Below are 13,121 nucleotides of genomic sequence, written 5' to 3' on the forward strand. Positions count from 1 at the left end.
TCCGCTGCCCGGGGTTCGTGAGGCTCCTCCGGCCCGTGAGCCCGTCCCGGGTGTTCGCTCGCATCCCCGGCATCCTGTCGCGGCGAGGCCCGCCGTGCCGCGGATCCGCGCTTTCCTGGCCCGTTCTTTACGGCACTTTGCGGCCGTGCGGCGAACGCCGGGCCCCAGCCCGGAACCGGCCCGGCCATCCGCTTACCCGGTGACCGCCCCCTCCCGGCGTCCGGGCGCGAGCCGTACGGCGTCCGCAGCGGCCCCGGGATCGCGGGGAAGGGAATCCGCGCGCGCCCGGCCGTACGAAAGGCGAGGTCAGGGGGAGGGCCGCCGGCGGCGGGAAACCGGGGAGACCCGGAGGCGGGCACGGGACGGGGATGAACGGGGACGGTCGGGTAGAGTCTTGAGGGCTGGAGACCTTGTGCGGGAGAGATTCCACGCCAGCCAGTGTGGGACGCCGAAGGAGCAATCCTCCCCGGAAACTCTCAGGCACCCGTACCGCACAGGAGAGGCGACTCTGGAAAGCAGGCGCCACCGCGGCGCCTCACCGACGGTGCAAGCCGCGTGCCACGCGCGGTGAAGCTCTCAGGTTGAGATGACAGAGGGGGAGACCCGGCACCCGTCCGCGCCCCGGCGCCCGGTCTCTACAGCCTCAGGAGGCCCCCATGACAGACCGCTCATCGCTCCGCGATCTTCAGGACCCGCCGTTCGCCGCGCGGCACATCGGACCGGCGGACGCCGACCGGGCCGCCATGCTGGAGGCGATCGGCTACGCCTCGGCCCAGGAGCTCGTGGACGCCGCCGTGCCCTCGGCCATCCGCACGGACCGGCCGCTGGACCTGCCCGCCCCCGCGAGCGAGGCCGAGGCCATCGCCGAGCTGCGGGCGCTCGCCGACCGCAACCAGGTCCTCACCTCCATGATCGGGCTGGGCTACCACAACACGCTCACCCCCGCCGTGATCCGCCGCAACGTGCTGGAGAACCCGGGCTGGTACACCGCGTACACCCCGTACCAGCCGGAGATCTCGCAGGGGCGGCTGGAGGCGCTGCTCAACTTCCAGACCGTGATCACCGACCTGACCGGGCTCGACGTGGCCGGGGCCTCCCTGCTGGACGAGGGGACGGCCGCCGCCGAGGCGATGACGCTCGCCGCGCGCGCGACCCGGGCGCCGCGGGGCGGGGTGTTCGTCGTGGACGCCGACACGCTGCCGCAGACCAAGGCCGTGCTCGCGACCCGCGCCGAGCCGCTGGGCATCACGCTCGCCGAGGCCGACCTCGCCGCCGACGGGCTGCCCGAAGGCGACTTCTTCGGCGTCCTCGTGCAGTACCCCGGGGCCTCCGGGCGCGTGTGGGACTTCCGCGAGCTCGCCGCCGCGGCGCACGAGCGCGGCGCCCAGGTCGTGGCCGCCGCCGACCTGCTCGCCCTCACCCTGGTCTCGGCGCCCGGCGAGCTGGGCGCCGACATCGCCGTCGGCTCCTCCCAGCGCTTCGGCGTCCCCCTGGGGTACGGCGGGCCGCACGCCGCCTACATGGCCGTACGCGAGGGGCTGCAGCGGCAGATGCCCGGCCGGCTCGTGGGCGTGTCGGTGGACGCCGACGGGGACGTGGCGTACCGGCTGGCGCTCCAGACGCGCGAGCAGCACATCCGGCGCGAGAAGGCCACCAGCAACATCTGCACCGCGCAGGTCCTCCTCGCGGTGATCGCCTCGATGTACGCCGTCTACCACGGCCCCGAGGGCCTGCGCCGCATCGCCCAGCGGGTGCACCGGCACGCCGCCGTGCTCGCCGCCGGGCTGCGCGCGGGCGGGGTCGACGTCGTCCACGAGAACTTCTTCGACACGGTGTACGCCTCGGTGCCCGGCCGCGCGGCCGAGGTCGTCGAGGCGGCGCGCGAGCGCGGGATCAACCTGCGGCTGGACGGCCCCGACCACGTGGGGATCTCCTGCGACGAGGTGACCGACGCCGCCGACCTGGAGGCCGTGTGGGCGGCCTTCGGCGTCACCGGGCAGCTCGTGGAGGACCTGGACACCGCGACCGGCGACGCGCTCCCGGCCTCGCTCGCGCGCCAGTCGGAGTACCTCACGCACCCGGTGTTCAACACCCACCACTCCGAGACCGCGATGCTGCGCTACCTGCGCCGTCTCCAGGACAAGGACATCGCGCTGGACCGCTCGATGATCCCGCTGGGCTCCTGCACCATGAAGCTCAACGCGACCACCGAGATGGAGCCGATCACCTGGCCGGAGTTCGCGGGGATCCACCCGTTCGCGCCCTCGGAGCAGGCCGCCGGCTACGCCCAGCTCATCGCCGACCTGGAGTGGTGGCTGGCCGAGGTCACCGGCTACCACGCCGTCTCGCTCCAGCCCAACGCCGGCTCCCAGGGCGAGTTCGCGGGCCTGCTGGCCATCCGCGCCTACCACCGCGCCAACGGCGACACGCAGCGCGACGTCTGCCTGATCCCGTCCTCGGCGCACGGCACCAACGCCGCCAGCGCCGTCATGGCCGGCATGCGCGTGGTGGTCGTGGCCTGCGACGACCACGGCAACGTGGACCTGGACGACCTCCGCGCCAAGATCGCCAAGCACGGCGACGCGCTCGCGGCGATCATGGTCACCTACCCGTCCACCCACGGTGTGTTCGAGGAGACGATCCGCGAGATCTGCGACCTCGTGCACGAGGCCGGCGGGCAGGTCTACGTCGACGGCGCCAACCTCAACGCGCTCGTCGGCCTGGCCAAGCTGGGCGAGTTCGGGGCGGACGTCTCGCACCTGAACCTGCACAAGACCTTCTGCATCCCGCACGGCGGCGGCGGCCCCGGCATCGGCCCGGTCGCGGTCCGCCGCCACCTCGCCGACTACCTGCCCGGCCACCCGTTCCTGGAGGTCGAGCCGGCCGAGGGCGAGGAGGACGAGGAGCCCGTGGTCGAGGTAGGCCCCGTCTCGGCCGCGCCGTACGGCTCCGCGGGCATCCTCCCGATCTCCTGGGCGTACATCCGGATGATGGGCGCGGAGGGCCTGCGCCGGGCGACCGAGCAGGCGATCCTGTCGGCGAACTACATCGCCCGCCGGCTGGCCCCGCACTACCCGGTGCTCTACACCGGCCGCAACGGGCTGGTCGCCCACGAGTGCATCGTGGACCTGCGCCAGATCACCAAGGAGACCGGCGTCACCGTGGACGACGTGGCCAAGCGCCTCATCGACTACGGCTTCCACGCGCCCACGATGTCGTTCCCGGTGGCCGGCACGCTGATGATCGAGCCCACGGAGAGCGAGGACCTGGCGGAGCTGGACCGCTTCTGCGACGCCATGATCGCCATCCGGGAGGAGATCTCCCGCGTGGCCGAGGGCGAGTTCCCGCGCGAGGACAACCCGCTGCGCAACGCCCCCCACACCGCCGAGTCGGTCACCGCGACGGACTGGAATCACCCGTACACCCGCGAGCAGGCCGCCTACCCGGTCGCCACCCTCCGCGAGGCGAAGTACTGGTCCCCGGTCCGCCGCATCGACCAGGCGTACGGCGACCGCAACCTGGTCTGCTCCTGCCCGCCCCCGGAGGCGTACGAGTCCTGACCTGAGGCGTTCTCCTGGAAGGCCACCCGGGCTTCGCGCTCCGGGTGGCCTTCGGCGTTCACGGGCCGCGGCTTCCGGCTCGTGGCGCGGGCGGGCGGCCCGTGGGAGAGTGTCGCTTGCGCGGCGGGGGCACCGGGGATAGACCTGCGAGGTGGGCCCGAGAAGCGCGGGCGGGAGGACGGACGCGTGCGCCGCTCAGGCTCTCCGCCGGTGCCCGCAGCGACAGGAGTGGCCATGACCGACCCGACTCCGCGGCTCGACCAGCGCTTCAGCGACCCGGGCACCCAGGCGACGCCCTGGCCCGTGACCCGGGAGGCCCTGGAACACGCGCAGCTCTTCTGGATCACCACCGTCCGCTCCGACGGCCGCCCCCACGTGACCCCGCTCGTGGCCGTGTGGCTCGACGACGCCCTCCACTTCTGCACCGGCCCCGCCGAGCAGAAGACCTTCAACCTCGCCGCCAACCCCCATGTGGTCCTCACCACGGGTGACGGCCACTGGGACCGGGGCCTGGACGTCGTGGTGGAAGGCGAGGCGGTCCGCGTCACCGACCCGGCCGCCCTCGCCCGCCTGGCCGCCGCCTGGAGCGCCAAGTGGGACGGCCGATGGCGGTTCCAGGCGACCGGCACCGGGTTCGCCCACGAGGACGGCGGGCGGGCGCTGGTCTTCACCGTCACCCCGGCCAAGATCCTGGCCTTCACCAAGGGCACGTTCACCCAGACCCGTTATCTCCCCGGCGCCTGACCCCGCTCTCCGCGCGCCTCCCGTCGCGCGAAGAGCGGGGCGTGCGTGCCCCTTCCGCGGCGGAGCGGCAGCGTGCCCTCGGCGGCCCGCGCGGCGTCGCTTTGGCTCCCGCCGTACGGCGCGGGCCCGGGTCGGCCTCGCGCCCGGTGTCCGCACGGGCCGGTGTCCCCGGTGCGGTGTTCTGACGGGCGGGAACCGGACGGGCGGGGACCGGACGAGCGAGGACGGGACGGGCGAGGACTGGACGGGCGGGGACCGGACGAGCGAGGACTGGACGGGCGGGGACTGGACGGGTGGAGACCGGACGGGTGGGGTCTGGCGGGCGGGTGGGTCAGGCCGCGGCGGGAAAGCCCGGAGGCATGTTCATCGGGGAGCCACCGAAGGGGGAGCCGCCGACCAGGACGTTGCTGCCCGCCATGTAGGAGAAGTCGTCGGTGGCCAGGGAGAGGACGGCGCGGGCGATCTCCTGCGGGGTGGCCATGCGGCCCAGGGCGGACACGTTGCGGGGACCCCAGGCCCGCTTGAAGGACTCCCAGAGCGCGCCGGGGAGGCCGGGCGGGCGGACGAACGCGGTGTCGGTGGTGCCGGGCGAGATGGCGTTGACGCGGATGCCCTTCGGGCCGTAGTCCATGGCGGCGGCCTCCACGATGCCCTTGATGGCCTGCTTGCTCGCGGTGTACGCGACGCCGCCGGGGCGGCGCGACTCCGAGGCGGTGCAGATGATGACGCCGCCGCCGGCGCGGAGGAGGTGGGGCACCTCGTACTTGATGGCGAGGAAGACATGACGGGCGTTCGTGTCCTGGACGTCGGTCCAGTCCCGCAGGCTCATCTCGTGCAGCGGGCCGGTCTTGGTGATGCCCGCGTTGTTGAAGGCGATGTCGAGCCTGCCGTACGCCGCGACCGTCCCGTCCACGAAGCGGCGGAGCTGCTCGGGGTCGCGGACGTCGGCCTGGAGGTAACGGGCCTCGCCGCCCGCCGCGCGGATCTCCCGCTCGACGCGGCGGCCCAGGTCGGCCCGGCGACCGCAGAAGGCGACCCTGGCGCCCTCCGCCGCGAACGCCCGCGCCGTCGCCTCCCCGATGCCCGAGGTCGCCCCCGTGATCAGCACGACCTTGCCGGCGAACCTGCCCTGCCTCGGCGTGTACGGCGGTGCGGCCGTGGGCGTCGCGGCGAGGTACGGCGGGATCGTGGTCGCCGCCGCGAACCCGGTGGCGCCCACCGCCGCGGCGGCCGCCAGCCCGAAGAAGCGTCGCCGGCCGCGCCGCCGTCCCTCGTCCTCGCCGCGCCGGCCCTTCCTCCCGCGCGGGGAGCCGGCGGCCTCCGCCGTGCCGCCCGCGCCGTCGCCGGTGCCGTCCGTGCTCGTGGTGTCGTCGTCGCGCCGGGGCATGGGGTCGGATTCCTGCGTCATCACGTGGGTCCTCGTGCTCGATCTCGGTGCTCGAAAAACCGGCGTCGCGCCCTGCCTCAGGGCCGCTCCGTCCGGCTCGCCCAGTCTCCAGCCGAGGTCGCCCCGTCCCCGGCCTGCCATCGGCCGCGAAGATCGGCCACTAGAAGGAGGCGCCCTCCGCCAAGGAGGAGAAGCCCCCAGTGCCGGTGCGAGTGCCCCAGCGACTGCCGCCACCGCCGCGACATCGCGGGCACCAGCCCTCGGCGTGGGCGGCGAACCCACCCCGTGGATCCAGGCGCTTCCCGCTCCGGCGCAGACGATCGCGCCGTTGTCCGGCACCCGCCGGTCGTGCGACCCCGGCAGCACCGTCCTCGCCGCGGCCGGGGAGCTGTTCCTCCGGCCACTCCTTACCGGGGATGTCCGGGTGGTTGTCCGGCACGTCCGGGGGCAGCGTCGTCAGCGCCGCCGCAACCGGCATCGCTTCGCCGCCACCCAACGCACCCCGCCACCAGCGCCTGTGCCACCGCGACCCAGTGCGAGCGCGGCCGTCATCGTCATCGCCGCCGTCATCTCCGGCATCGGCGTCGCGGTCATCCCCAGCACCGCCGTAACCGTTCCCAGCAGCGCCGACGCTCCTGTCAGCGGCTTGCCGCCGCCCGGCCCCGCCCCGCCGGCACCACCGCCGGAGCCGGAGCGGGTTCCTCCATCACGGCCACCCGCCGGCGACAGTGTCACCCGCCCGTCGTCAGTGTCGCCGTCATGAGCAGCGCCGGCGTTGGCGCGGACGTCAACGCCGGCGCCGTTGGCCCGCTCCCGGCGAGGTCGGCCCGTCAGGCGAGGGCTGCCGGGTCCGCCGCAGGAGGTCGAGGAGGCGGGCCCGGGAGGGTGTGGGTCAGTTGGCGAGGAGGAGGGCCGTGGTCAGGGCGGCGTAGACGAGGAGGCCGAGGGTGGCGGTGATCCGGCGGGTGCGGGTGCGGGCGGTGGGGAGGCCGGGCCAGCGGGACAGGGCGAGGGCGGCAGCGGCGGCGGTGATCGCGGCGGTGAGGGCGAAGATGGCCGGGGGCATGGTCTCCCATGCGCCGACGAGCCAGGCGAGCAGGAGGGCGAAGACGGCGCCGGCCGTGGTGCTGAGGAGGCCGAGCCGGTCGGGGGCGGGACGGACGGGGGAGACCTTCCGGCGGAGGGCGAACTCCACCGGGGGGACGGCGGCCATCAGGAGGAAGAACACGGTCACCGCGATCGGCAGGACCGCGCCGGCGCCCGCCGAACGCGCGGGGGCGTCGTGGCCGAGCAGGCGCAGCCCGATGTACTCCACGCCCTTGGTGGTGTTGCCCAGGACCACAACGGCCCGGCCGGTCGCCGGGTCGAGGCCGACGTAGGAGCTGAACCCGCCGGTCCCGCCGTTGTGCCAGGTGACCTCGCCCCGGGCCGTCCTGGTCGTGAACCAGCCGTAGCCGACCCGGGTGGTCTCGCTCTCGGTGAAGCGCGGCGTGGCGGCGGCGGCACCGGGCGCGGTGCCGCGCAGGACGGCGACCGCCAGGCGCGCGAGGTCGCCGCTGGTGGACCAGAGGCCGACCCCGGCCGGGGCGTAGCCGTCGCCGATCCACGGGTCCTCCTCGTGCCCGGCCTCGGTGAAGCCCCGCGCCCGGTCCCCGGACGGCGGCCACACGCCGGTCTCCCGCATCCCGAGCGGCTCCAGCAGCCGGCCCTTCAGCAGGTCGGGGTACGGCATGCCCGCGCGTTCGGCGAGCGCGTGCCCGAGCACCGCCATGCCCAGGTTGGAGTAGGCCACCTTCCCGCGCCCGGACAGCCGCGCCTCGCGGGCGCCGCGCCGTACGGCGGCGGCGTCCTCCCCGCGATAGGGGTTCCCGTGGGTGAACCGGGCGACCGCGCTCCGGGCGACGGTCCCGAACCCGGGGGCCAGCCGGGGCAGGCCCGATCGATGAGCGGCGAGCTCCTCGTAGGTGATCGAGCGCCTCAGCCCCGGCACGGGTGACCGAGGGTCCAGGCCGTCCTTCGCCGCCATGCCGGCCAGCAGCATGCCGGTGAACGTCTTGGTCACCGAGCCGATCTCGAACCGGGTGGCCGGCGTCACCGGCCGGTCGCCGCCGGCGGAGCCGAGGCCCGCCGTGCGCACCGTGCCGTTCTCGGCCAGCGCCACGGACAGGCCGAGGTGGCCCTCCGGCCCGGCCGCGTCACGGACTGACTGGGCCAGCGCGGCGTCCCCCGTCACGGAGGGGCCGAGCCGCGGCGGCTCCGGGGCCACGGCGAAGGCGAGCGCCCCCGCGAGAAGGCCCGCGAGACCCGCCGCGGCGAGCCGGCGGGTGCGGGGCGGGCTCGGGTGCTTCCGGAACATGGGATGACCTCCTTCGCGCGTCCGGGCATGGATCGACCAGGACGCGTCGGGTGGGGTTGACCGGGCGACCGGGGCCGACCGCCGAGGTGCTCGGATGCGGGCGCCTCCCGCTCGGGCTCAGCCGCGCCGGGAGTGGTAGACGAGGGCCGCGATGTAGGTGAGACCGCCGACGGCGCCGAGGGCGGCGAACGCGGTCGCGTCCTCGCCGCGCCAGACCTGGACGAGGAAGCCGCCTACGGTGACCAGCGCGAGCACGTTGGCCGTCGCGCCCCGCGCGCGCAGCTCGTTGAGCTTGTGGCGCTCGTCGGAGAGCTCCCCGCTGAGGATGCTGGTGGTCTCGCTGCGCCGCCGCGTCAGCATCAGGATCGCGGCGTAGCCGACCATGATCGCGACGAACGCGATGCCGAGCCCGACGTCGCCGCGCAGCATCGTGGGCACGCCCATGAGCAGGCCCAGCACGAGGCAGAAGACGGGGAAGAACCAGCGGTTAGTCGTCACAGTGGAAGACCTCCTCGACGGCGCGGCCGAAGAACCGGGCGAGCCGGATCGCGAGGGGGAGCGAGGGGTCGTATCGCCCTTGCTCGATGGCGTTGATGGTCTGCCGGGAGACGCCGAGCCGCTCCCCGAGGGCCTGCTGGGAGAGGCCCGCCGCGGTGCGTAACTCCCTGACGTCGTTGTCCACAATGGAAAGCCTCCTTTACATCCGACCGCACATGGAAAGTAACCTTGACACCGCCCCGATGTCAAGCGAGCTTTACATGGGCAGGTCGTCGCCCGATCGCGCCGAAAACTCGTTAGGCTCTGGGAAATCGCAGGACCTGAGAGGACCTTCATGACGGCCACTCCCCAGGAGACCGAGGCGGAGACGGGCGACGCCGACCGCTGTGAGCAGGCCAGGAAGCTCGCGGAGAGCGGGGACCTGGAGGCCGCCGAGCGGCTCTTCGCCGAGATCGCCGCCGATCCGGACACCCCGCGCCGGGCCCAGGCGGCCGTCGGCCTCGCCGTGGTCCGCGACGCGCGCGGCGACTTCGAGGGCGCCCGGGAGGCCGCCCGCGCCGCGCTGGCCACCGGCCGGTCCGAATACGCCGCGCAGGCCGCCTACATCCTGGCCCGCGGCTTCGAGCGCGAGGACCTGCCCGACCAGGCCCGCGCCGCCTGGCAGGCCGTGGTCGGCGCCGGCGACCCGCGCTACCTGCCCGCCGCCCACCTGGCCCTGGCCCGGCTCGCCGCCGAGACCGGCGCCGACGAGGACGTCGACGCGCCCCTCCGCGCCGCCGTGGCCACGCGGGACCCCCGGGCCGCGGGTCTCGCCGCGCGGCAGCTCGCCGAACGGCTCCTGGAGGACGACGACCCGGGCGAGGCGCTGCGCATCGTGCGCTCCGCCCTGGAGATCCCCGGTGTCGCCGACCACGCCTCGCTGCGCACCCTCGCCGGCATCGCCCACCTGGAGCTGGCCTGCCGCGACCTGGCCGAGGCCGCCGCCGACGAGGAGGCCGACCCCGCCACCACCGCCCTGGCGATCGAACTGCTCGCCCGCACGCTCCCCCTGCGCGGCCGCGACGAGGACGCCGAGGACGCCTGGCACCACGGCCTGGACCACCCCGACCCCGAGGTCGCCGAGGACGTCCACAGCCGCCTCCGCCGCGGCCTCGACGACGGCCCCCGCCCCTGGTGGCACGACTACGTCGAGCTCGCGGCCTCCTCGGGCACCCTCCCGGCCCTCACCGACGAGCTCTTCGCGGCCCTCGACACGCTCTACTCCACCGGCGACCTCGACGACTACGTCTGGACACCCGCCCTCCAGGCCGCCCACGCCCCGCCCCCCGAGACCTCCTGACCCGACCGGCCCGCCCGGGCTCAGGCCGTACGCCGGAGGGCATGCCCGGGCGAGGATCGAAGGCTCGCGGAGGCGATGCGCGGGACGAATGACGACATGTCCGGGCACCCGCCGATCATCGCGTCGGCCCGGCGGCGCCTGGACGACGACCCCGAGGCGGACCATTCCGCCAAACGGGCTCACGAGGTCTGGGCCCGCTTCCGCCGCACGGCTGGTGGGGTCGCCCGGGCGTGCGGGTGGCGGCACGGCGGGACGACGTACGGCGGAAGCGGGCGGTCAGCGGACGGCGCGGGGCGGGCGGCTCATCCCGTACACCGCGTTGAGGGCGAGGATCCCCGCCCACACCGCGAGCGTGGCCGGCCAGCCGCCCGTGCCTCCGGCGATCGCCGTGAGCGGGATGCTCAGGAGCATGGACGTGATCGCCAGCCACGCCGCCCCGTCCAGCCGCCGTGGCGCGTGGCGGCCCAGCTCGGCCTGGACACGCGAGCTCACGCGGAGGTCCATGGCGTGGTCCATCCGGTCGAGGAACGAGTCGATGAGCGCGTCTTCGTAGTCGGGCCCGAGCTCGCGGCGGCTCTCGACGACCGCGTGCAGGTCCCGGCGCAGTGAGTTCTCCGGCACGAGACAAGGTTCGCAGCGGGCGCCGCGCCGTACATCGTTCTGGGGAGCCAGGTGCCGGGTCACCCCCGGGTGGGACGTTAGGTTGACCCCATGGAGATCGACACCCCGTACGGCGCGGCCGAGGCGTTCCTCGACGTGCCCGAGGACCCGCGGGCGCTGCTCGTGCTCACCCACGGCGCGGGTGGCGGCGTGGACTCCGCCGACCTGCTCGCCGTGCGCGACGCGGCCACCGCGCGGGGCGTCGCCGTCGCGCGCGTGCTCCAGCCGTACCGGGTCCGCGGGGCCCGCGCGCCCGGGAACGCCGCCAAGCAGGACGAGGCGTGGATCTCCCTGGTCAAGACCCTGCGCCAGCCGTACGAACACCTGCCCCTGGTCCTGGGCGGGCGCAGCAACGGCGCGAGGGTGGCCTGCCGTACGGCGCGGGCCCTGGGCGCGGACGCGGTGGTGGCGCTGGCCTTCCCGCTGCATCCGCCGGGCAGACCGGAGCGCTCGCGCGCGGACGAACTGCGCGGCGCGGGCGTGGACGTGCTGGTGGTCAACGGGGACCGCGATCCGTTCGGGGTGCCGGACGCGGATGACGTGGCGGAACTCGTGGTGCTGCCGGGGGAGACCCACGATCTGCGAAAAGACCCCGCCCGGGTGGGCGAGGTCGTGGGGGAGTGGCTGGTCGTCAGGCGGCGGACTGAACGAGCACGTCGGTAGGCCGATGCGGGGCGATCACCGCGCCGCTCGGCAACAACTCACCGGTGTCCTCGAACAGCACGACGCCGTTGCACAACAGACTCCATCCCTGCTCAGGGTGAGCGGAAACGGTGCGGGCGGCCTCGCGGTCGGGCGCCTCCGCGGACGGGCATCGCGGCTCGTGCGGGCACATCGGCGTGCCTCCGGTCTTTCTGCTGGTCGGGTTTCACATGGACGTCGCCGGCGCGGCTGTGAGCCGGCGCCCCCCGTGCCATCGGGGGGAGTGCACTCAGGTCTACCTCAGGCGGCGGTCCCAAGTCTGTGGCTTCTTACAAGTTCGTGGACATAGCCCGTTTGGACGATTTGCGAGTGGTCCCATCTCACTGTGACCCACAACACAAGCGTGCGGCACGGACCATAACGGACACGGCTCGACACGCCGACCGATTGATAAACGTGCGGTTACCCGCGCCCGCCGGCGATCCCGCCGAGCATGGCCGCGAGCCCGCGCTCGAAGGCGTCGTCGCCGCGCGGCCGCTCGGGGTCCTGCAGGTCGACGGACACGCTGCCGAGCAGGTAGGACCGCAGCGAGTAGAGCGCCTGAGCCGGGTCGGCGAGCCCGGCGTCGGCCAGGATCTCCAGTTGCCGGTCGAGGGCCTGCCGGGCGGCGCCGCGCGGCGGCCGGGTGGTGACCAGGCTGAGCACGCCCGGATGGTCGAGCAACTGGGCACGGCTCGCGCGGCACCAAGCGGCGATCCGCTCCCGCCACGGCGCGTCGGTCGGCGTCTCCACGTCGATCGCCGTCACGTACTCGGTCAGCGCGTCGAAGAGCTGCTCCTTGCCGTTGGGGAAATGGTGGTAGATGGCCATCGCCTCCACCTCCAGAGCGTCCCCGAGACGGCGCATGGTGAGCCGCCCCAGTCCCTGTCCGTCCGCGATGCGCAGGGCTGCGTCGAGGATGCGTTCACGGCTGAGCGGCACGGGCGGGCGCTTCGCAGGCATGCGGATCATCTTGCAGCCCGAGGCTTACTTCGTAAAGCCGCCAGGCCGACGGCACTCTGATCAACTGAAGTGTCGACGGAAGCCGCCGACCTCACAGTGAGGGACCGGACGCGACACGAGCGGGCGCGCGAGGGCCGACCCGGTATGGCGGGGGAGTGCCCGGGCCGTAGGCTTTTCCCAGCAGAGATCGAGTACGGCGTGCCCGCCCGACCGCGGCGGCGCCGCCGAAGTGAGCAAGGAGGGGCAGGCGATGGCGTTCTTCCGCCCGCGTGTCAGCAGAGAGTCGGAGGTCCGCTACCTCGCCGACCTGGAGCTCGGCAAGGCCTTCCCGCAGTTGCTGCAGAAGGCCAGGGAGGCGGAGGAGGCCCTGCGGCGCGGTCAGAGCGAGTCCCTGACCCCGCTGGAGCTGCGCCGGCTCGGCCTGGAGTTCGACAACGCGCTCACCGACGCCCTGCGCGCCGCCGAGGCCGCGGCGCGCGCGACGTACGGACCGAAGTCGTACGAGGACCGCATCCGGCGGCGCAAGGCGCGGGCCACTCCCGAGGGCAAGCTGTGGACCGACGAGGTCAGCCGGCTGCGCACGCTGCGCGAGACGCACCGCCTGCAGGGCATCGCGCGCACGCCCCGCCTGGCGGCCTGACCGGACCCCGCCTTCCGCTCTCATCGACGAGCCCGTCTCCCGCGCGGAGGCGGGCTCGTCCGCGTCCGGGAAATTCCTTCCGGTCGATCTTCGAGATCTGGTTTGGAGCACCCCGGAGAGGGGGTAGAGTTCTTGCTCGCGGACAACGCCGGTGATCAACACGAGGGCCTACCTCGGTGGATCTCCGGCAGGCGCCCGGGATCGAGTGGTCCCGAGGTTGGCTAAGCTGTTCGCACCCCACCGACTGATCGTCTTCGATCTCGCTGGTTTGACCAGCGAGGCGAGGCTGGTAA

At 74.0% G+C, this 13,121-nt stretch carries 12 protein-coding genes and 1 riboswitch; of the genes, 5 read left to right on the plus strand and 7 right to left on the minus strand.

Annotated features, from left to right (window positions below; all coding sequences use genetic code 11):
* Window positions 1-405: 405 nt before the first annotated feature.
* Window positions 406-502: riboswitch (glycine riboswitch) on the plus strand.
* A gap of 154 nt (window positions 503-656) precedes the next feature.
* Window positions 657-3,560: an aminomethyl-transferring glycine dehydrogenase gene (gcvP, locus tag D5H75_RS38965; protein ID WP_119931645.1), complete on the plus strand. Its 2,904-nt coding sequence runs from the start codon at window positions 657-659 to the stop codon at window positions 3,558-3,560.
* A 234-nt stretch (window positions 3,561-3,794) separates the two neighbouring features.
* The gene (locus D5H75_RS38970) at window positions 3,795-4,304 is read left to right on the plus strand and encodes a pyridoxamine 5'-phosphate oxidase family protein (RefSeq protein WP_119931646.1); all 510 of its coding nucleotides are present in this window, start codon (window positions 3,795-3,797) and stop codon (window positions 4,302-4,304) included.
* A 331-nt stretch (window positions 4,305-4,635) separates the two neighbouring features.
* On the opposite strand, the gene D5H75_RS38975 is transcribed toward D5H75_RS38970, so the two are convergent.
* The 4 genes from D5H75_RS38975 to D5H75_RS38990 all read right to left on the minus strand — a co-directional run bounded on the left by D5H75_RS38975 (window position 4,636) and on the right by D5H75_RS38990 (window position 8,729).
* Window positions 4,636-5,712, minus strand: coding sequence for an SDR family NAD(P)-dependent oxidoreductase (locus D5H75_RS38975; protein WP_202638948.1), 1,077 nt, complete (start codon window positions 5,710-5,712; stop codon window positions 4,636-4,638).
* Between the two features lie 871 nt (window positions 5,713-6,583).
* Entirely contained in the window at window positions 6,584-8,047 is a 1,464-nt protein-coding gene (locus tag D5H75_RS38980) for a serine hydrolase domain-containing protein (protein WP_119931647.1), read from the minus strand.
* 117 nt (window positions 8,048-8,164) lie between these two features.
* The gene (locus D5H75_RS38985) at window positions 8,165-8,545 is read right to left on the minus strand and encodes a hypothetical protein (protein ID WP_119931648.1); all 381 of its coding nucleotides are present in this window, start codon (window positions 8,543-8,545) and stop codon (window positions 8,165-8,167) included.
* Window positions 8,535-8,729, minus strand: a complete 195-nt coding sequence (locus tag D5H75_RS38990) for a helix-turn-helix transcriptional regulator (RefSeq protein ID WP_119931649.1) — start codon at window positions 8,727-8,729, stop codon at window positions 8,535-8,537. Before D5H75_RS38990 ends, D5H75_RS38985 begins: the two co-directional genes overlap by 11 nt.
* Before the next feature lie 150 nt (window positions 8,730-8,879).
* Here D5H75_RS38990 and D5H75_RS44465 point away from each other — a divergent pair, with 150 nt between their 5' ends.
* Window positions 8,880-9,884 (plus strand): tetratricopeptide repeat protein, encoded by a 1,005-nt coding sequence (locus tag D5H75_RS44465; protein WP_277950007.1) that lies wholly within the window; start codon window positions 8,880-8,882, stop codon window positions 9,882-9,884.
* Between the two features lie 276 nt (window positions 9,885-10,160).
* On the opposite strand, the gene D5H75_RS39000 is transcribed toward D5H75_RS44465, so the two are convergent.
* Window positions 10,161-10,505, minus strand: coding sequence for a hypothetical protein (locus tag D5H75_RS39000; protein ID WP_119931650.1), 345 nt, complete (start codon window positions 10,503-10,505; stop codon window positions 10,161-10,163).
* Between the two features lie 90 nt (window positions 10,506-10,595).
* On the opposite strand from D5H75_RS39000, the gene D5H75_RS39005 reads away from it, so the two are divergent.
* Window positions 10,596-11,207: an alpha/beta hydrolase family protein gene (locus D5H75_RS39005; protein ID WP_119931651.1), complete on the plus strand. Its 612-nt coding sequence runs from the start codon at window positions 10,596-10,598 to the stop codon at window positions 11,205-11,207.
* Here D5H75_RS39005 and D5H75_RS43850 read toward each other — a convergent pair.
* Both D5H75_RS43850 and D5H75_RS39015 read right to left on the minus strand, forming a co-directional pair.
* Window positions 11,176-11,379: a DUF5999 family protein gene (locus D5H75_RS43850; protein ID WP_119931652.1), complete on the minus strand. Its 204-nt coding sequence runs from the start codon at window positions 11,377-11,379 to the stop codon at window positions 11,176-11,178. The two genes, D5H75_RS39005 and D5H75_RS43850, sit on opposite strands and share 32 nt — an antisense overlap.
* A 269-nt stretch (window positions 11,380-11,648) precedes the next feature.
* Window positions 11,649-12,188, minus strand: coding sequence for a TetR/AcrR family transcriptional regulator (locus D5H75_RS39015; protein ID WP_340137789.1), 540 nt, complete (start codon window positions 12,186-12,188; stop codon window positions 11,649-11,651).
* A 250-nt stretch (window positions 12,189-12,438) separates the two neighbouring features.
* On the opposite strand from D5H75_RS39015, the gene D5H75_RS39020 reads away from it, so the two are divergent.
* Entirely contained in the window at window positions 12,439-12,828 is a 390-nt protein-coding gene (locus tag D5H75_RS39020) for a hypothetical protein (protein ID WP_119931654.1), read from the plus strand.
* The last annotated feature ends 293 nt before the right edge of the window (window positions 12,829-13,121 follow it).

Origin of the sequence: Bailinhaonella thermotolerans, assembly GCF_003594875.1 — a bacterium.
Taxonomy (GTDB): Bacteria; Actinomycetota; Actinomycetes; order Streptosporangiales; family Streptosporangiaceae; genus Bailinhaonella; species Bailinhaonella thermotolerans.